Source organism: Mesorhizobium sp. M0001 (genome assembly GCF_040324255.1).
In the GTDB taxonomy this organism is placed as follows: Bacteria; Pseudomonadota; Alphaproteobacteria; order Rhizobiales; family Rhizobiaceae; genus Mesorhizobium.
The window spans coordinates 43,360-60,923 of the sequence record NZ_JAMYVS010000003.1 but is presented as its reverse complement, the minus strand read 5'-3'; the positions used below and the strand labels follow the sequence as shown (position 1 = coordinate 60,923).

The 17,564-nt window shown below is 60.0% G+C and carries 19 protein-coding genes; 2 read left to right on the top strand and 17 right to left on the bottom strand.

Annotation, left to right across the window (positions count from 1 at the left end):
- Window positions 1-71 precede the first annotated feature (71 nt).
- Window positions 72-1,112: an LLM class flavin-dependent oxidoreductase gene (locus tag NKK50_RS10140; RefSeq protein ID WP_352543336.1), complete on the top strand. Its 1,041-nt coding sequence runs from the start codon at window positions 72-74 to the stop codon at window positions 1,110-1,112.
- A 603-nt stretch (window positions 1,113-1,715) separates the two neighbouring features.
- Here NKK50_RS10140 and NKK50_RS10135 read toward each other — a convergent pair.
- The 17 genes from NKK50_RS10135 to NKK50_RS10055 form a co-directional block, all read right to left on the bottom strand.
- Entirely contained in the window at window positions 1,716-3,608 is a 1,893-nt protein-coding gene (locus NKK50_RS10135; protein WP_352543335.1) for an ABC transporter ATP-binding protein, read from the bottom strand.
- Window positions 3,608-5,476, bottom strand: a complete 1,869-nt coding sequence (locus NKK50_RS10130) for an ABC transporter ATP-binding protein (RefSeq protein ID WP_352543334.1) — start codon at window positions 5,474-5,476, stop codon at window positions 3,608-3,610. The genes NKK50_RS10135 and NKK50_RS10130 overlap by 1 nt, the downstream gene beginning before the upstream one ends.
- An 85-nt stretch (window positions 5,477-5,561) precedes the next feature.
- On the bottom strand, window positions 5,562-6,455 hold the full coding sequence (locus tag NKK50_RS10125; protein ID WP_023727115.1) for an SIR2 family NAD-dependent protein deacylase: 894 nt from the start codon (window positions 6,453-6,455) through the stop codon (window positions 5,562-5,564).
- Window positions 6,456-6,487: 32 nt separating this feature from the next.
- A complete protein-coding gene (gene nifT / locus NKK50_RS10120) occupies window positions 6,488-6,700 on the bottom strand; it encodes a putative nitrogen fixation protein NifT (protein ID WP_023672220.1) in 213 nt (70 codons plus the stop codon).
- Window positions 6,697-7,017, bottom strand: coding sequence for a nitrogen fixation protein NifZ (locus tag NKK50_RS10115; RefSeq protein WP_023672219.1), 321 nt, complete (start codon window positions 7,015-7,017; stop codon window positions 6,697-6,699). Before NKK50_RS10115 ends, nifT begins: the two co-directional genes overlap by 4 nt.
- Before the next feature lie 98 nt (window positions 7,018-7,115).
- On the bottom strand, window positions 7,116-7,310 hold the full coding sequence (locus NKK50_RS10110; RefSeq protein ID WP_023672218.1) for a 4Fe-4S dicluster domain-containing protein: 195 nt from the start codon (window positions 7,308-7,310) through the stop codon (window positions 7,116-7,118).
- Between the two features lie 31 nt (window positions 7,311-7,341).
- The gene (nifB, locus tag NKK50_RS10105) at window positions 7,342-8,820 is read right to left on the bottom strand and encodes a nitrogenase cofactor biosynthesis protein NifB (RefSeq protein ID WP_352543333.1); all 1,479 of its coding nucleotides are present in this window, start codon (window positions 8,818-8,820) and stop codon (window positions 7,342-7,344) included.
- 375 nt (window positions 8,821-9,195) lie between these two features.
- Window positions 9,196-9,510 carry a hypothetical protein gene (locus tag NKK50_RS10100; RefSeq protein WP_023672216.1) on the bottom strand — a complete coding sequence of 105 codons (315 nt, stop codon included), beginning with the start codon at window positions 9,508-9,510 and terminating at the stop codon, window positions 9,196-9,198.
- Window positions 9,511-9,561: 51 nt separating this feature from the next.
- Window positions 9,562-9,861, bottom strand: coding sequence for a ferredoxin family protein (locus NKK50_RS10095; RefSeq protein ID WP_023806340.1), 300 nt, complete (start codon window positions 9,859-9,861; stop codon window positions 9,562-9,564).
- An 11-nt stretch (window positions 9,862-9,872) separates the two neighbouring features.
- Window positions 9,873-11,180 carry an FAD-binding protein gene (locus NKK50_RS10090; RefSeq protein WP_023712672.1) on the bottom strand — a complete coding sequence of 436 codons (1,308 nt, stop codon included), beginning with the start codon at window positions 11,178-11,180 and terminating at the stop codon, window positions 9,873-9,875.
- Window positions 11,181-11,190: 10 nt separating this feature from the next.
- Complete coding sequence (locus NKK50_RS10085) at window positions 11,191-12,300, bottom strand: electron transfer flavoprotein subunit alpha/FixB family protein (protein ID WP_023724582.1); 1,110 nt, start codon at window positions 12,298-12,300, stop codon at window positions 11,191-11,193.
- A 17-nt stretch (window positions 12,301-12,317) separates the two neighbouring features.
- Entirely contained in the window at window positions 12,318-13,169 is an 852-nt protein-coding gene (locus tag NKK50_RS10080; RefSeq protein ID WP_023672212.1) for an electron transfer flavoprotein subunit beta/FixA family protein, read from the bottom strand.
- A gap of 185 nt (window positions 13,170-13,354) precedes the next feature.
- On the bottom strand, window positions 13,355-13,735 hold the full coding sequence (gene nifW, locus NKK50_RS10075; protein WP_023687348.1) for a nitrogenase stabilizing/protective protein NifW: 381 nt from the start codon (window positions 13,733-13,735) through the stop codon (window positions 13,355-13,357).
- On the bottom strand, window positions 13,732-14,940 hold the full coding sequence (gene nifV, locus NKK50_RS10070) for a homocitrate synthase (RefSeq protein ID WP_352543332.1): 1,209 nt from the start codon (window positions 14,938-14,940) through the stop codon (window positions 13,732-13,734). Before nifV ends, nifW begins: the two co-directional genes overlap by 4 nt.
- A gap of 25 nt (window positions 14,941-14,965) precedes the next feature.
- On the bottom strand, window positions 14,966-16,132 hold the full coding sequence (gene nifS / locus NKK50_RS10065; protein WP_023685015.1) for a cysteine desulfurase NifS: 1,167 nt from the start codon (window positions 16,130-16,132) through the stop codon (window positions 14,966-14,968).
- A 36-nt stretch (window positions 16,133-16,168) separates the two neighbouring features.
- On the bottom strand, window positions 16,169-16,519 hold the full coding sequence (locus tag NKK50_RS10060) for a hypothetical protein (RefSeq protein ID WP_155921674.1): 351 nt from the start codon (window positions 16,517-16,519) through the stop codon (window positions 16,169-16,171).
- Window positions 16,520-16,574: 55 nt separating this feature from the next.
- Window positions 16,575-16,895 (bottom strand): HesB/IscA family protein, encoded by a 321-nt coding sequence (locus NKK50_RS10055; RefSeq protein ID WP_023672207.1) that lies wholly within the window; start codon window positions 16,893-16,895, stop codon window positions 16,575-16,577.
- Window positions 16,896-17,431: 536 nt separating this feature from the next.
- Between NKK50_RS10055 and hemP the strand changes: the two genes are divergently transcribed.
- Complete coding sequence (gene hemP / locus NKK50_RS10050; protein ID WP_352543331.1) at window positions 17,432-17,536, top strand: hemin uptake protein HemP; 105 nt, start codon at window positions 17,432-17,434, stop codon at window positions 17,534-17,536.
- The last annotated feature ends 28 nt before the right edge of the window (window positions 17,537-17,564 follow it).

The following is a 17,564-nucleotide window of genomic DNA, read 5'->3' as shown; positions in this document are numbered from 1 at the left end:
ACACATCTCTTCCGACTTGCTGGTAATCCCAGCAAGAAAACAGCCTGCTTTTAAAATCGGGGACTTAAAGAGTGACAAACGTCTTTCCTTCAAACCTGGCTTTCGGCATCTTCGATCATTTGGATGAGGATGGCCGCGATATAGGCCGGCAGTACGAAGATCGCCTGATATTAGCAGAGGCGTGCGATCAGCTAGGGTTCTATGCCTATCATCTCGCAGAACACCACTGTACTCCCCATGGGAGAGGTCCATCGCCGAATCTGTTCTTATCGAGCGTCGCCCAGCGCACCCGGCGCTTGCGTCTCGGACCCTTGGTGATGCTGCTTGCGCTTTATCATCCGCTGCGTGCGTTCGAAGAGATCTGTATGCTGGACCAGTTGAGCGGTGGCAGGCTCGAACTGGGCATAGGGCGCGGTGCTCTCCCGACCGAATTGGGCTACTTCGGGATTGGTGCGGACGCGGTGCCGGGCCGTTATGCCGAAGCCAGCGAAATTCTTATGCAAATACTTGTTAATTCGAGGGAGGTCGGCACGCTATGCTATCAAGGCCGCCATTTTGATCTCAATGACGTTCCTTTGACGCTAAGACCTCATCAGCGTCCACATCCGCCCACATGGGTCGCTGCCAATCGACCCGAGTCCACAGCTTGGGCCGCTGCGAATGGAACAAATATCGCGTGTGTAGGACCTTCCTCTTCTGTTCGCAAAACTACTGATGCGTTCCGCGCCTATCGAGAGGACAACGCAGGCGGGGGGGATCAAGGGAGATTTGTCGGATTGCTCCGCATGGTCGTGATTGGGCGTTGTGACACACATGCCTATTCGCTCGCGGCACCTGCTTACGCACGCTGGCTCAAGAGCTTCCAATTCCTTTACGAGCTTAACGCTATCCCCACTCCACCAAACTTGCCGCTGACCTTCGATGCGGCAGTCGAGAGTGAATTGTGCGTGGTAGGATCAGCAGAGTCTGTGCGAAAAGCTCTGCTAGATCAGTTGGAAGAGGCAGGTGCCAACTACCTGCTTTGTCAAATGGCATTTGGAAATCTGCCGCTAGATGCTTCCCTTTACACCGTGAGGACGATTCAGTCCGAAATCATGGCTCGACTTGGCTGACCATGAAATTCGCGGTCTGAGGTTAAATCGTTGTGCAGCGCTCTCACACTCACGTGATCGAGCGTGCACGTGGTGGGGCGGGCAATCGAGAGGAGGCCAAACTGACGACGAGCAGACGGCACAGGATACCAGCTTGTGCGTTGGCTGGCGTCTGGGCCATCGTGTGAACATCCACGATCCTAAGGAGAGGGTAGCCGAGCGCGTCACGATGCCGGCACGCGTCTGCTCGTCGCGCTGGCGCTAGTCGTTGCCCATAGCCAGCCGCAGGAGGTTCTTCTCGCCCGGGGCGGCGTCGGTGCGGCGCCCACTAATCCAGCTTCATCAGCGGCCCGTCGGTGGCAAAGCCGTCACTCGCTACAGCGCTATTGAGGGCGCGCTCGCGAGCGGCTTTGCGACGTCCAGCCAACACCTCCAACGAGCTCGCCCGATGATGGTGGTGCACCGCGGTCGGATACGATGCTGGAGGAAATCGTTCGCAGCCGGTCTTCACGAATTGCGAGGAGTGCTCGTTCTTGAATGCTGGCTGCTGGCCGGATGCGGTGGCCTGAGTGGTCTGCCGACACGCCCGAAAGTCAACGCCACTACCACAAGGCCGCCAAGATGTCAGGTCTGAGAGCCAGCTTGGACGGTGGTATCGTGTTCGGGAAGGTCGTCGAAGGAGGCGTAGTTGAGATAGTAGAGTTTGGAATACAGGCCGCCCATGGCTATTAGCTCATCGTGGTTGCCAGTCGCAATAACTTGGCCATTCTGAAGCACGATGATGCGGTCGGCCCCCCGGACCGTGGCGAGACGGTGGGCGATGACGAGGCCAGTCCGCCCTTCAAGCAGCTTGATCAGAGCCTTCTGAATCTGCAATTCCGTGTAGCTGTCGATGTTGGCGGTAGCTTCGTCGAGCACGAGGATCTTGGCGTCAGCGACGAGGGCGCGGGCGAAACTGATAAGCTGGCGCTGGCCGAGAGATAAGTTGTCGCCGCGTTCGCCAAGTTGGGTCTCATACCCGTCGGCGAGGCTCATGACGAAGTCATGCGCGCCGACAGCCTTGGCCGCCTCGATCACCTTGTCGCGCGTGGCTTCCGTCTTCTGGTATCGAATGTTCTCGAAGACCGTCCCGGTGAACAGGAATGGCTCCTGCAGCACCATGGCGACCTGGCGGCCGAGCGATTCCTGGGTGAGGTCGCGTACATCATGTCCGCCGACCAGCACCTGACCCTGCTGAACATCATAGAAGCGGTGGACCAGGGCCATCGCACTCGATTTGCCAGAACCGCTCGGTCCGACTAGTGCGACCGTCTCGCCCGGATTGACCTTGAACGAGACATTTTTCAGAACCGAACGGTTCGGATCGTAGCCGAAGGTGACGTCCCTAAACTCGACCGAGCCGTCCATTTCGGGCGAAAGCACCTCGGCATTGGGTTTGTCCTTAACATCGATCTTGACGTCGAGCACATCGGTCAGGCGCTTGCCTGAGGCCATGGCGCGCTGCATGACCGAATATTGCAGGGTGAGTGAGCGGATCGGGTCAAAGAAGCGCTGGATGTAAAATAGGTAGGCTACCAACACGCCCACATCTATACGGCTATTCATGACCATCGAGCCGCCGACCACAATAACGGCGGCCAAGGCGAGGCCGGAGATGCCATCGACGATGGGCACCATGACCAGTGCATATCTGGCAGCGATCAGGTGGGTCCTGAGGTTGGCATGGGCCCGATCGTCAAAAAGACTGAAATTCACCTGCTGGCGGTCCATTGACTGTATGGTCCGCACGCCGTGAATGGCTTCGGCCAGCGCGCCATTGACGACGGAATTGGTTTCGTGTGCAGCCATGAAGGCGTCGCGGGCACGCGGCAACCAGACAATGCGGACGATCACCAGGATCGGCAGAACCGATAGCGTCAGGAGGCCGAGGCGAAAGTCGAGCCACAGCATTACGAAAACGATGCCGAAGAGAAGCGCAACATCGCCTAGGGAATATACCGAGGTTTCCAGGAACTCCTGTATGGAGTTAACGTCGCCTTGCAGGCGCGACATCAGGCGTCCGACCTCGGTCTTGTCCATGAAAGAGAGCGAAACCTTTTGCAGATGGCCAAACATGGCGCGGCGGATGTCGAACAGGACAGTTTCGGCCATTTTCCCATCCAAGGCTTCCTGCATGTAGCCGGCGGCGAAATTGACCAAAATCGCCGAAAGGAACGCGCCGACGGCCGCAAGCTGGGCTGAGCGATCGGGCCTTGCCGGGTTCATGCCGAGGTCGATCGCGTAGCGGATGATCAAGGGGATGAGAAGCTGCGTCCCGGTGAAGATCAGCATCGCGACAATCGTGACAACTACCTTTGCCCGGTAGGGATGGACGAAGCCCCAGATGCGACGGAGGATGCTCTTGTCGAAAGCCCGGCCGAACATCTCCTCCTCGATCCGGTGCGAGCCGACGACCGCGCGCGGAGGGCGTCTCCCGTGGTCACGTTCGGCTTCGAGTTCGCCGCGGCCCTGGTCCATCAGCGGGCGCCCCCATCCTGGCTAATAATGCTATCACCCGGGCGCGTCTGGAGATCGTAAAGGGCCCTGTAGCGTCCCCGCTTCGCCAGAAGCTCTTCATGCGTGCCGCGTTCTACGATTTCGCCGTTATCGACAAAAAGGATTTGATCGGCATGCTTAAGCGCACTCAGCCGGTGCGCGATGATGATCGTCACCCGATCCTTTGCGAAGCGCCGCATCGCCGCGCGAATGCGCAGCTCGGTGCCGGCATCGATCGCGGCCATCGAGTCGTCGAAAATGATGAGGGAGGGGCGCAGCATCATGGTGCGAGCAATCGTGAGACGCTGGCGCTGGCCGCCAGAGAGAGAAACGCCGCGTTCGCCCACGACCGTCTCATACCCTGCCGGGAGCCCGAGGATGTAGTCGTGGAGCTGGGCGAATTCTCCAGCGCGTTCAATTCGCTGTCTCTTCGCCCAGGGATCGCCATAAGCGATGTTGTTCTCGATCGTTGTGGTGAATAGGAACGCATCCTGCTGTACAACCGCGACCGCCTTGCGAAGGCTCTCGAGGGTGACATTGCGTATGTCCTGGCCGTCCAACGTGATGGCGCCACCGGTCACGTCGTAAAAGCGGGGGACCAGATGAGCCATCGTCGATTTGCCGGAACCCGGCGGACCGACGATCGCGATCGTCTCGCCTCTCCGGGCCTCAAAGCTGAGGTTCTTCAGAATGGCGCGGTTTTCGGCGTTGGGGTAGGCAAATGAGACATTGTGGAAGCGCAGAGTGCCGTCACTTATCTCAAGCGGTCTGGCCTCGAGAGCATCCCTGATGGTGATCTCCTGATCGAGGAGACCGAAAAGCCGCGAACCGCAGCTAGAAGCGCGGGCAAACGCATTGACCATGAGACCGATCTGGCGGACTGGCATTTGCAGCATGGTCATGAAGGTCAGGAAGGTCGCCATGGTTCCGACGCTGATCTCGCCAGCGACGAGCTTGTTGCCACCGATCCCAAGCACCAATCCCATTGCGAAAAAGTAGGACAAGGTCATCGCCGACGTGTTGGGTACGTAGATGTCAACGAGATCGTTGGCGAGGTCGAGCGCGTTCTTGGAAGCGCCGTCGAACTTCAGCATCTCATAGGATTGAGCCGCAAAAGCTCGGACCACACGGATACCTGCGAGATTTTCCTTCATCACGCGGCTTAGTACCGAAAGGCGCTCATAGAGGTCGAGCCAGGTGGCGCGCAGCTTAAGCTGTGTGGTCGATGAGCGCCAAGCGACAAAAGGCACGAAGCTGAGCGCGGCCAAGCCGAGCACGGGATCGGTCGAGATCATCATGTAAGCGCCAATCCCGATCAGCATCGTCAGCAGGAGCACCCGCATGAGCCCGGTGGAAAAATACATCCGCACGCCTTCGAGATCGAGCATTCCGGCGGTTATCAGATCGCCTGAATGGGCCCGGTCGTGAAAGGAAAAGCTGAGACGCTGGATCTTGTCGTAGTAGGCGAGCCGCAATTCGTACGCGACATGATGCCCGACGGCTTCGGCAAAATAGTTCTGCGCCATCGTGAAAACGCCGCGTAGCGCGCTGACGGCGAGCAGCAGGAGAGCCGGGGCCCAGAGCGCTTGTCCTGCCGCAGCCCCCGCGACACCGCCCCCGATAGCTGTCTGGGTCTGGTCGACAGCCCGGCCGAGAAGCTGGGGAATGAGCAACTGGAGGATTGCCGCCATGATCGTCGAGCCCATAGCGAGGGCAACCTGCCACGGATGGCGCAGATTCATACGCGTGATGCGCAACAGCGTACTCAAATCCCGGCCCCAGCGCTCCGCTTCAACATGGGCCAACGAATTCAGTGCGTTCGTTGCGCCGCTGACAGCTTCACTGTTCACGGGTGTATTCCCGACTGCATTTTGCGCCTTCGAGGAAAGCCGAAGCAGACATCATCAAAGGCATCCGCCATTGTTAATCCCGTCCTCAACCTGCAGCCGTGCCCGTTCCCACAAGCCGAGCCGCCGCTTGACTTAGTGGCATGTCGATCACCGTGATTCCGCTTGCCGCAAGAAAACGCGCTTCGTTTCTGGTCAGGGTTTCCGCGTCCATTACGGTGCAATAGGGACCGCGGGAGCGCTTCATGATCTGTCTGGCGTAGGTGCGCAGCATCTGATCGTTGAAGCGGCAGCCAACGAAGAAAAATCCACGGGTGATGCGCCGTTCCTTCACAGCGTCTGGGATCGGTGTCTGGATATCAATCTCGGACAGGACTTCGACGTAGTCGGAATCTGCGACGAGAAAGTTTTGCGCGGGCTTAATACTCCCGTGAGGTGAATAGAGAACCGTCTTGGCCCCCAATCGGGGGTCGAGCTCCCTCCCGGACAAATCGTAGGTTTTCGTCCAAATGTTGCCGATTTCATTCGCGCGCGTGACGCCTTGTATCTCAACGACGTCCGTTCGGCCGGTCTCTACCAGAGCCGTGCGCACCGCGCTGTCATACCAGCTGTCGATGATGAGGGAGAGTGGCAGCCTTGCGAGCCAGGCGTGGAAGGGGGTCGGCCCCACCGGCGCTGCGAATATGTCGGTCATCCAAGCTTGAAGCGTCCGGCGATGCCGGCGCTGTTCGATGAACTGTGCAACCGACCACATATTGGTGCGGATCCTGGAAGGGGCTGGAGCCCGTGCATTGAGTGCCGCGGCAACAACCTCCGGGGTATGCGGCACAGGCGGTTCCACACAGTTCAACTCAAGAAGACCCGGACCGAGATAGGGGATCACCTCATCGGCGGCGAGCGCTTCCTTCGCCAGGTCAAGCAGCTTTTCAGCAAAACTGTCCCGCACAATGACGAGGTGGCCCGATGTCAGGATCGTGTTCATCTCGTTTCCTCGCGACGCACCTAGGGGCAGCATCAGCCCTCTTCGGAAATCTTCCTTGCCTCGACGGTGATCGGCAGACGCGTATCATGTGGGAGATCGGGTAGGAGGAGCCGCCACCCGTTCCTGAGCGTGACCGTTCCGCCCCACAACTCTTCCTTCTCGAGTTTGATGATCGGCTCTTCGAGGTCCTTTTTGGGGACATACGCCGACAAACCAGCATCGGTCCTGCGGATCATGACTTTCATCTGGCCGTCCCTTCATTGGTATTGCTTTCAGCACTGCAGGGCGCCTCGGCCTCGTCGAGGCTCATCAGTTCACGCGCTCGCATACCGACGACGGTGCCACGGTCGATCCACTCGACCGCATAGATGAAGAACTGCTGGAGAAAGGTGCCAATGTCGCGCACATATCCCTCGTCCCCCTTCCGCACGAGATTTTCGCCGATCTCCCTGCCAGGATAGGTGCCGTCATTCTTTATGTGGCGAGTGGCACGTACCCGCTCTCCCGGCATGAATCGTGGAGGCCTGCGGATTTCGATCTCCTCTTCGCGTCCGAGCGACATGTCCGTTCCCTGATTTCTCTTGCGGCTGAGATTGCGAACAAGGCGTTCCAGGCGTCCTGCGTAGACAGCCCCCAACCATGTCGGCAGTCCAATGTCCGTTACGCAGGAACGCAGGTCTTCGGCACCGGACATACCGAGGCACATTGCTGCGCATCGAAGACCCCCTCGCATTCGGTGCACTTCTGTGACTCGATCACGTAGCTCTCGCCTTTGAACTTGATCGCGCCGGAAGGACATTCGAATTCGCAGGCGCCGCATTGGGTGCATTGGGATGCGATGATCTTGAAAGCCATTTTAACTCCTGGTCCGAATGAATGAGACAGCTCAGGCCGTCGCCGCGAGTGTGGGGGTCCCAGATGCGGCGATGTAAATCGCGCTGATTGCTGTCTCGATATAGTCATGGGCACAGGCATCGGTGGCCCTGATTCCAGCCTCCGCGAGCTGATCCTGCGGGCAATTTCCAATCTTGGCGCACAGCACGATATCTATGCCTTGAAGCGCTGCGATGACGCCATCGAGGGCGGCTTCTGCGCCCCAGCCGCCAAGGCAATACTTGTCCACCTTCCGATGCCCGACGAAGCTGATCCCTTTCAGCGAGGCTTGATAAACCTGGAATTCCTTCGCATGGCCGAAATGCTCATTGACGCGGCCGCCGCCCTTGGTCGCCACCGCGAAGAGAAGGGACTTGCCGGGGCTCGCTGCCTTGACCAATCCCATCGCTTCTCTCCTAGCCTCGACGTGATCACGGCGCTCCTCCGCGACCAGCTCCCGATAGGCCTTGCGTTTGCTGGCATCGTAGGTGACCTCGCCGGGAATCCGGTCGACTGTGAATTCCTGGCCACGATCTTCTCCGAGCAGGCCCACGGCATCTGCCCGGCACTGCCGGCAGTGGCGCATCAACTGGGCGCCGTTTTCGACACGATCCTGAAGAGCCTTCATCTCCATTGCGTTTGGGCCGCGCTGCCCGCTCAGACCGTAGTGCGTGCCGTGGGCCGGGTCCGAAATCAGCGGCATAAGGTTGTGCAGGAACGCGCCTCGCTCCTTAATCCATCTATTCACCTCGATCAGATGCTCATCATTCACGCCCGGGATCACCACCGAGTTGATTTTGGTGAGGATGCCCCGCGCGGTCAGCATCTCCAGGCCCAACATCTGCCGCTGGTGCAGGATCCGGGTGGCTTCAATGCCGATGTAGCGGCGATGATCGTGAAAGATCCAAGGATAGATCTTTGCACCGACCTCAGGGTCGACCATGTTGATCGTGATCGTCACGTGATCGACATTCATGTCAGCAAGCTCATCGACATGGTCGGGCAGCGCCAGCCCATTCGTGGATATGCAAAACTTGATGTCTGGGATTTCCCTGGCGACCCTGGCGAAGGTCGCCTTCGTCTTCTTCCAGTCGTAGCAGGCGTCGCCCGGTCCGGCGATGCCGAGCACGGAAAGCTGCGGCACCTCGTTGGCGACCGCGATCACCTTGCGTAGCGCCTGATCGGGCGTCAGCTTTTCAGAGGCCACCCCAGGCCGGCTTTCGTTGGCGCAGTCATATTTGCGATTGCAGTAGTTGCACTGGATGTTGCAGCCCGGCGCGACCGCGACGTGCATACGCGCGAAATAGTGATGCGCCTCTTCTGAAAAGCAGGGGTGATCCTTGATCTTCTCCCAGACAGCCGGATCCGTGTCGTCGGGCTTTGTCGACGAGCCGCAGGACGAAGACGCGCAGCCCCCGAGTTTCATGGTGCCAAGCAACTGGTCACCGAATGTCGTGCTGAGGCTCTCAAGCGAAATTGCCGGTGCAGACATGAACGGCTCCGTTGCTGCGTGATGTCGCAGTTCAAAGCGCAAGAGCTATGCCAGCCCAAAGAGCTGTTTCGGTTCATTGAATAGGCTTCCCGTGTCACATTCCTTCGGATTGCTCCGACACACCTGTCGGGCTTACGACAGTGGACAGGCAAATAGGGTCGCGAGGCTTAGCAGCCTCGGGCGCGCAGAGTGTGAGCGAGACCACTCCGGGCTGCTTACGCTTGACGTCATCACGACGTCCCGAATTTCTTAACCTTGATACCATGCCGGCGCAGGGCGTAGCCGATTATCCAGGGCGTGAGGCCAGGGATACGAGCCGCCCTGGCAAAACCCAACCGGCCTTGTCAATCGCGTCGATCAGCCACTAGCGTTCCGTCAGATGCGGGCGACAAGCGGCATGGTTCGGACGCCGGCCGTAAGGGGAGATACCTTGCTGCGGAGGCGCCGATGCGACTGGCCGGCAGCCGCAATCCGCTCGATCTGGTACAGCCTGTGGTATGAGGCGGCGAGTGCCTGATTGAGGTGCGTGGGTGTTGCCGGCAGTGGCGGCAATCTCCGGCTCTCCTTCAGCGTCCAGACGACGACTTCTCCATCACCCGTCTGCAGAAACGTGGGCAGGACGTTCACGACAATTGCCCAGCGTATGGCGAGCGTAATCTCCAGCTCGCTTGGCGCGGTCAGCACCTTCACATATCGTAGAGTCCCTGAGCGCGGTATCTGCTTAGGGCATGCGTGCGCCGGTCATCCGAATTTAAAGAGGATTCCGAAACCGCCGCGTGGATAGTTCCACTCGATCTCACCAGTCGTCCCGCACAAAATCCGGCAGGTGCCGCACTCCATGCAGCCGTCGGCAGTGATCTCCACTTGACCCTTGTCGTTCAACTCATAACATTTCGCCGGGCAGACGTGGGTCAGCGCGAGCAAATTCGCGCTCGGCTTCTGGTGCGGTCGCACTTTGATGTGCGGGCGGCCGGAATCCACCAAGTAGCGGTTCTGGTAAAGCTTGTCCTCGACACGTGACTTCGTCGCTGCGCTGGTCATTTCGTCTCCCCTCAGCGCCACGCCAATGCAAGGCGGACCGCGTCGCTGACCAGCCCCCAGCGCGAGCGCGCCTTGATGAAGGCCGCCGTGGTCGCCTTTTCCTTCTCGATCTTCGGCGTGCCGTCGACACGCATGAAGTTCTGCGCAGCTTGCGACATCAACCGCGGATAAGTCGTGAAATAATTGCATGAATTGGTGTGGAGCAAGGCCGGCATGTCTTTGTATTTCCTCAGGTCCTTGACCACGAAGGACTTGTCCAGCATGGCTTTGTAAAGGGCGAGATTCCGTTTGTTCATCGGACCGTTGCGGCTCTTGACCTCGACGATTGCCTCAGCCGCAATGCGGCCGGAGGTCATGGCGAGGTTCGAACCCTCGCGGTGAATGGCGTTGTTCAGTTGCGCGGCATCGCCGACCACGACCCAACCATCGCCAAAGAGCTGCGGAATAGCCTTGTAGCCGCCTTCGGGAATGAGGTGTGCGGAATATTCTTTCACTTCCGAGCCGGCGATCAGCGGCCGGATCGAAGGATGGCTCTTCAAGGCATCAAGGAGAACGTAGGGGCTCTCGACCATCGCGGCAAAATCGGAGACGAGGCAGCCAATGCCCAGTGAGATGGACTCCTTGTTGGTATAGAGGAAGCCGAGCCCGGCCATGCTGCGGGAGGTCGTGCCCACCGCCTCGATCACGCAGCCCTCATCGCCCTTTACGCCGAACCGCTGCTCAATGACCTCTTCGGGCAAGAAATGCATTTCCTTGACGGCGAGGGCCACGGTTTGCGGCTTTGGCATCTCGCGCAGGCCGGCTCGAGTGCCAAGCAGTCCGCAGACACCTTCTGCGAGAACGACCACGTCCGCGTAGATGGCTCCGCCCGCCCGGTCTGTGCGGACGCCGATCACCCTGTCATTGGCATCACGGATGAGTTCCGTCACGGTCGTCTCGCACAGAACGGTCGCGCCGGCCGCGCGCACCTTACGCGAAAACCATTTATCGAACTGGGCACGGATGATCGTGTACCGGTTGGGCTTCGCCTCATTGAAGTCGTCCGACCTATAGTGAATCCCTGTATGGGATGTGTCGTCCATCACCCAAAGCCGCTGTTCAACCAAATGCCGCTCGAGAGGCGCATCATCCCGGAAATCCGGGATGATCTTCTCCAGCATGTTGGCGTACATGATGGCACCCTGGACATTCTTGGAGCCCGGATATTCACCCCGCTCCAACTGCAGCACCTTCAGGCCATGGCTGGCCATGGTGTAAGCAGCTGCGTTTCCGGACATGCCTGCCCCAACAACAATGGCGTCGAAGTTTTCCTCGATCATGTCCATCCCCTTAGCTCGAAAGCTTATCGCGACTGTGGGGCGACAGCCGCCGGGTGAAGGCTTCCGTCAGTGCGGGCAGGAAGCGGATCGCGTCGGTGACGATTCCGAGGTGAGCGAAATCGAAAATCGGCGCGTTCGGGTCGGTGTTGATGGCCACGATGAGATCCGCCCCCTCCACGCCAACCCGATGCTGGACGGCGCCGGAAATCCCGGCCGCTATGTAAAGCTTCGGCCGGATCGTCTTGCCAGTTTGGCCGATCTGCCGATCAGCTGGCATCCAGCTCTTCTGGACCAACGGACGCGAACAGCCGTGCTCGGCGCCGATTGCTCGTGCGAGGTTCTTCACAAGCTGCAGGTTCTCCGCCGCGCCAAGACCAAGGCCTCCCGCAACCACGACGTCGGCATAGGCAAGGTTTGCCTTCGCCGACTGATTGTCCGGCAGGAAGCCGAGGACTTTGGTAGCGATCTCGTCCTCGGCAAGCGAAAGCTTGTGCCGGATGACCCGCCCGACCGGTTTATCCGTCCGCTGCGGCATGGGCATGACCCTCGGCCGCACGGTCGCCATCTGCGGGCGGAAATTGAGCGTATAGATCGTGCACAACAAGGAACCGCCGAAAGTCGGACGCGTGGCGGCGAGCGAACTGTCGGTATCCACATCGAGTTCGGTGCAGTCGGCCGTGAGCCCCGTCTGCAAGGTCGTCGCCACGGAGCCGGCAAGATCCCTGCCCAGTGTGGTGGCACCGAGAAGAAGGATTTCGGGTTTGTGGGTATCGACCAGATCCGTCAGCGCCTTGGTGAAAGGTTCATTCCGATAGTCGGCGAGCAGGGGCGCCTCGGCGATGTAGACAAGGTCAGCGCCATACGCGAATGCTTCGGCAACGGCGTTCCCGACGGCCTCTCCCGGCGGTCCAAGCACGACGCCTGCAAGCTGGACCTGAAGCTTGTCTGCTAAGTTGCGGCCTTCGCCGAGCAGTTCGAATGATACCGGATGGACCTCGCCACGTTCGAGCTCGATGAAAACCCAAACGTGCCGATAGTCCTTGAAACGGGCGGGCAATTCCTTCTTTATGCCGGCGCGGCCGGCGGCAGGGCGAGGGGTTTCTCCGTTCGCGGTCGACATCGTTTTGCTCCTTGCCGTCACGCGCCGCCGTTAAAGGCGAGCTCATGTTCCAGCGCCGGCTGGCGGGTGAAGATTGCGGTGATGAGTTCGTCAGCGACATCGCGCAAGGCCTTCTCGGCGGTGTCGATTTGTGCCGCCTTTTCAGCTCGAGCAGGAGGGGCGAAAACACGTTTGACGACCGTCGGTGAACCGCGCAGACCGCATTTGGTGAGATCCTCAATGCCGGCGTCGGCCGCGCTCCATTTCAAGACCTGGCTGCGCGCGGCGCACAAGGCGTCCTGGATCGAGCCCCGGCGGATCTCGTTTGTGCCTTCCAGCATGGTGATGAGGCAAGGGAGCCTGCTCTTCAGCATCTGTGTGCCGCCTTCGGAACGGCGCTCGACCTTGATCTCGCGTGCAGCAAGGTCGACAGAAGGGATCTTCGCGACATAGGTCAGTTGCAGGAGTCCGAGGCGCTTGGCGATGCCGGGCCCGACCTGGGCGGTGTCGCCATCGATCGTCTGCTTGCCGGTGAAGACGAGGTCTGGCGTGCCGAACGTCTCGCCAATCTTCGCGATTGCCTGGGAAAGGGCGAACGAGGTTGCCAGCGTGTCGGAGCCGGCAAAATAGCGGTCGGTCAAGAGCACCGCTCGGTCGGCGCCGTAACCGAGCGCCTTGCGCAGCGCGTCCTCTGCCATGGGCGGACCCATGGTGAGCACAGTGACTTCGCCGCCATGTGCGTCGCGCAGTCTGAGCGCTTCTTCGAGGGCGAACAGGTCGTAAGGGTTGATGATGGTCGGAACACCCTGGCGCATGATCGTGTTCGTGACCGGATGGACCCTTATCTGTGCCGAGTCCGGCACCTGCTTGATGCAGATTACGATGTGCATTGGCGGTTTCTCTAGGCTCCTGTCCGGGTCCGGCATTGCGGTTATCTCCTTTGTCCGCATTATTCGTGCCAAGTCTCTTGCGCTCCCCCTTTCCTACAACTTCGGCTGGTTGCTTCTGACGGCGCTGTGGTGATGACCGCATTTGGCGGCTGCTCGACATTGTCGCGTCGCACCCTTGTCGCCGATCATTCCCGTCCGAACCGCTTCAGTACCGAGTCGAACGGAACAAAGGTGTGACCCGGCGCGGCAGGTTTGTTCGGATCGTGGTCCTTGAGCACCTTGAAAATCCGATGCGTGAGCGGCGAGGAAATCGCAAAGTCCTCGTAAGCTCGTTCGAGCGTCGCGCGCACCCTCGCGGCAATCACCTGGTCGGGCAGACCGGAGAAATCTTCTTCGGCGAGGTATTGGCCCACACGCTTCATGATATGGAGCCGCGAGACATTCAGTACCTTCGGGTCATAGGCGACGCCTAGGACTGAGAAGAATTCCTCTGCAGCCGACAAGCGCTTCAGTCGTGCGAGGATGTCGGTGACATCCATGGGGCGGCTGTCAGCGGAACAATTCATTGCATTCTTCCTGGTCGCAAAACTGTGGCCTTTGTGCGCTCGCGCACGGCTGACTTGGACCCGCACAGCTCGATGAGGGATGGCTCGCTGCACATTCCATCGTAGAGCTCGACCAGTCGAGTTGCAGTGACGGTCGATTTGGTCTCGGCCGCCTCGCGTCGGACGCGGGCCACCATCGCGGCTGCCAGATCCGGGTCGAGATCGCGACCGCTTTCGCTCAGCACATGGGCAATCGCAGTGGCGCCGGAATGCTTGCCGATGACGATCCGCCGGCAGCGGCCCACGAGAGTCGGATCGAGCCCCTGATAAGTACGCGAGTCCTTCAGCAGCCCTGCGACGTGAATGCCGGATTCGTGGGTGAAAACATCGGCGCCGACGACCGGCTTAGTGGCTGCGGTCTGCCGGCGGGCGGCCCAAGCCACCTGGGCGGCGAGGCCGGGCAATGCGGTCAGCTCAATGCCGGTGTCTGCGCCGTCGAAGACTGCCATTGCGGCGGCCACCTCCTCCAGCGCGGCATTGCCCGCACGCTCGCCGAGCCCCAGGACGGTGACGGAGGCATGGCGCGCGCCTGCGCGGATCGCCGCCAGCGTGTTGGCGCCAGCAAGTCCGAGATCGTTGTGCGCATGAAATTCAAGGTCGATTGGAGACTGCACCACGAGCTGGGCGACAAGTTCGAAGGTCGAAAACGGGTCGAGAACACCGACTGTGTCGGCCAGCCTCACGCGGCTTGCGCCGGCGCGTGCGGCCGTCTCGATGACGCGGGCGAGATGATCCCGATTGGCCCGCGAGGCATCCTCGCAGCCCACCGCGACGAAGAAGCCGGCATCGGCGGCGCGCCTGACCATATGATCGATGACCTGGAGCGCTCCCGCCTTGTCGAGGCCGAGCTTGGCGGCAAGTTGGATGTCCGACGCAGGCAGCGACAAATTGACCGCTTGGACGCCGCTCTCGATCGCTGCATCGAGATCCAACGACGTCATCCGGCACCAGGCCATGAGCTGAACCGGAAGACGCCGCGCTACCACGGCGCGAATTGTTTCCATCTCGTCGACGCCCATGACCGGCGTGCCGATCTCGATCTCTGTCACGCCAGCCGCCGCAAGAGACTCAGCGATCTCCAGCTTTTCCGTCGTGGTGAAGGCGACGCCCGGCGCCTGCTCGCCATCGCGCAAGGTCGTATCGTTGAGGGAGACATGACCGGTCATGACAGGCAGCCTGTTCTTCTGCGGCTCACGCATAGACCGGACTACCCGGCCCAGAACCGGAAAAGCTGCGCAGCTTCCCCACGATTCCCGGCATGACCTCGAGCACCCGGTCGATGTCCTCTTCGCTGTTGTCCCGCGCCAAGGAGAAGCGGACTGCCGCGTGTGGCGTTTTCATCGCGCTTAGGACATGGCTTGGTTCCAGAGAGCCGGAGGTGCAGGCCGAGCCAGAGGAACACGCGATGCCAATGCGGCTGAGGAGAAGTGGAATTCCATCACTTTCGACATGTTCGAAGGAGATGTTTGCGGTGTTGGGCAACCGTTGCAAGGGATCACCAGTGACACAGGTGCTTGGGATGCGCTGGAGGATCCCGCCCTCCAGGCGATCGCGGAGCGACTTTACCCGTGTGGTCTCGTCGTCCATGAATTTCAAGGCGAGTTCGGCCGCCGTGCCGAGCCCGGCTATGCCGGGCGTATTCTCGGTTCCAGCACGCCGGTTGTGCTCTTGGTGACCCCCCTTGATCAGCGAATGGAAATCGACGCCACGTTTTACGAAAAGCGCACCGATCCCTTTCGGCCCGTGCAGCTTGTGGCCGGAGAGCGACAGCATGTCGATTGCGGTCGACTTCAGGTCCATCGGAAGCTTGCCGACCGCCTGCACAGCATCGGTATGGAATAGGGCGCCCACTTCCTTGGCCAACTCGGAAAGCCTTGCCACGGGGAAGATCACACCAGTCTCGTTGTTCGCCCACATTATTGACACGATTGCAACCTGTGGGGTGAGGGCGGCCATATAGGCGTCGAGATCGAGCCGACCACGGCAATCCACCGGGATCCTGTGCACCTTGAGGCGGCGGGTCTTCTCAAGATGCGCGCAGAGCGTCAGCACGGCGGGATGCTCGACCGCGGACGTCACGATCTCGGTTCGGTTGGGCGCCGCCTCGAGCGCTGAAAGAAGCGCTGCATTGTCGCTTTCTGTCCCACCCGAGGTGAAAGTGATCTCATCCTCGAACTCCGCGCCGATCAGAGCTTGCAACTGCCTCCGCGCCTTTCTCACCGCCGCACTGACTGAGGCGCCAAGAGCGTGTGCCGACGAAGGGTTGCCGAATTGATCCCTAAAGAACGGCAACATCGCTTGCACGACCTCAGGATCGACCCGTGTGGTTGCGTTGTTGTCGAGGTAGACAGGCTTCATAGGTGCGATCCTCAGTTAAACAGAATGACGCGAGCGCTAGACCGACTCGTTGAGCCTCTGGCGCATGCCGTTGATGATCATTTGAACTGGCAGCGCGCGCAGGCGCCCGGAGTGTTTGACGTAAACCGGATCTCCGTCGATATGGACATGTTCGCAGTGGCCGTAGGTCAGCCCGCAGGTAAGGACGCCCGAACGCGATAACGCTACCGATGAGCCGAATTTGGCGCAGCGGCGCGATTTGTCCGCAAGCAGCTCGGGTGCCACCAGGAACCGAGCTGCTTCGGGAGGCGACGTTCTTTGAATCCTACTGGGAGCGAATGGCGGTCCCGAGATCGGCTTTGACCTTGTCTTGTTTTTTAGGACGGGGACATCTGTTGTGCCGGCCATATAAGTCTCCTCTGCCGCAAAATCACTCTGTCGGCCGCACAGACGCTTCGGGCGTTTAACTGAAGGACTTGCCGCAGCCGCACTTTTCGCGCGCATTGGGGTTATCGAAGACAAAACCGGAAGATTGGAGCCCGGTGAGGAAGTCGACGGTCATGCCGGCTACATGGGGTTGGGAGCCCGCGTCCACGAACAGCTTGACCCCATCTGTGTCAGTGATCGCGTCGCCCTCGCGCGACACGCTCTCCAGGCCCATTAAGTATTTGAAGCCTGCGCAGCCGCCGGCCTCGACCATAATGCGAAAGCCTTCCGCCGGCTCGCTGGCACGGCAAAGAGCAGTCTTGAAGGCGGCAACAGCGTTGTCGGTGAGCGTAATCATGGCTCCATTCTCCTCAGTCCGCGACCTGCTTGCCCATCACGTTGCATGCACCGTGCCAAAGCCAAAAAACGTTTCAACACAGCGCGGCATCTCTCGCACTGGTGCCTCTTGATTGCTGATAAGGTGTCGGCCAATCGACACGTGCTGTCGGGTTTGTCGGGTCCGGCACGAGGGATGTTGGCCTGAGTTCTTGGGTGAACTCACATCACCAAGGACAGAACTTCTTCTGAGCTTGCCTCGGCGCAATTGGCACGGTTTTTGAAGCTCCGTTTGGCGAGACGGCAAGAGCATGCCGATCCACAACCATGCCGTGGGTGCCATCGCGATGGATGGGGCGAAGCAAGGGAGTAACATGTCAGGACCGTGGTCAGATACGCGTTGTTGGCAAAGCAGCGCCGCTCGTGGCATCCGAATGCCCGCTTGGCCGATTGCGACAACATCCATACTGGCTCACCACCGCCCAGTAGCCGCCGACCGGCTCGATGGGATGCCATCGGCATGTGGCTGCTCGCCGGTTTTCGCATCGGTGCGACGCCGTGCGCACGCTGTCCAGCGACACCTTGTTCATGGGCCAGCAGCAGATCAGGATCGAGCATTTCGGCGCGCCTTATCGGCTGCAGATTCCCGGGCAGGGCAGATGATCCTCACACGTCGTAGAAACAGGGGTAA

Coding starts and splice junctions, on each gene's coding strand:
- NKK50_RS10095 (WP_023806340.1), bottom strand. CDS start 9,861: ATGACCAGCGCAGCGACGAAGTCACGTGTCGAGGACAAGCTTTACCAG.
- nifT (WP_023672220.1), bottom strand. CDS start 6,700: ATGAAAGTCATGATCCGCAGGACCGATGCTGGTTTGTCGGCGTATGTC.
- NKK50_RS10085 (WP_023724582.1), bottom strand. CDS start 12,300: ATGTCGACCGCGAACGGAGAAACCCCTCGCCCTGCCGCCGGCCGCGCC.
- NKK50_RS10125 (WP_023727115.1), bottom strand. CDS start 6,455: ATGAACACGATCCTGACATCGGGCCACCTCGTCATTGTGCGGGACAGT.
- nifW (WP_023687348.1), bottom strand. CDS start 13,735: ATGAATTGTTCCGCTGACAGCCGCCCCATGGATGTCACCGACATCCTC.
- nifB (WP_352543333.1), bottom strand. CDS start 8,820: ATGTCTGCACCGGCAATTTCGCTTGAGAGCCTCAGCACGACATTCGGT.
- NKK50_RS10055 (WP_023672207.1), bottom strand. CDS start 16,895: ATGATTACGCTCACCGACAACGCTGTTGCCGCCTTCAAGACTGCTCTT.
- NKK50_RS10135 (WP_352543335.1), bottom strand. CDS start 3,608: ATGGACCAGGGCCGCGGCGAACTCGAAGCCGAACGTGACCACGGGAGA.
- NKK50_RS10090 (WP_023712672.1), bottom strand. CDS start 11,180: ATGATCGAGGAAAACTTCGACGCCATTGTTGTTGGGGCAGGCATGTCC.
- nifS (WP_023685015.1), bottom strand. CDS start 16,132: ATGAAGCCTGTCTACCTCGACAACAACGCAACCACACGGGTCGATCCT.
- NKK50_RS10060 (WP_155921674.1), bottom strand. CDS start 16,519: ATGGCCGGCACAACAGATGTCCCCGTCCTAAAAAACAAGACAAGGTCA.
- NKK50_RS10115 (WP_023672219.1), bottom strand. CDS start 7,017: ATGTCGCTCGGACGCGAAGAGGAGATCGAAATCCGCAGGCCTCCACGA.
- nifV (WP_352543332.1), bottom strand. CDS start 14,940: ATGACCGGTCATGTCTCCCTCAACGATACGACCTTGCGCGATGGCGAG.
- NKK50_RS10080 (WP_023672212.1), bottom strand. CDS start 13,169: ATGCACATCGTAATCTGCATCAAGCAGGTGCCGGACTCGGCACAGATA.
- NKK50_RS10110 (WP_023672218.1), bottom strand. CDS start 7,310: ATGGCTTTCAAGATCATCGCATCCCAATGCACCCAATGCGGCGCCTGC.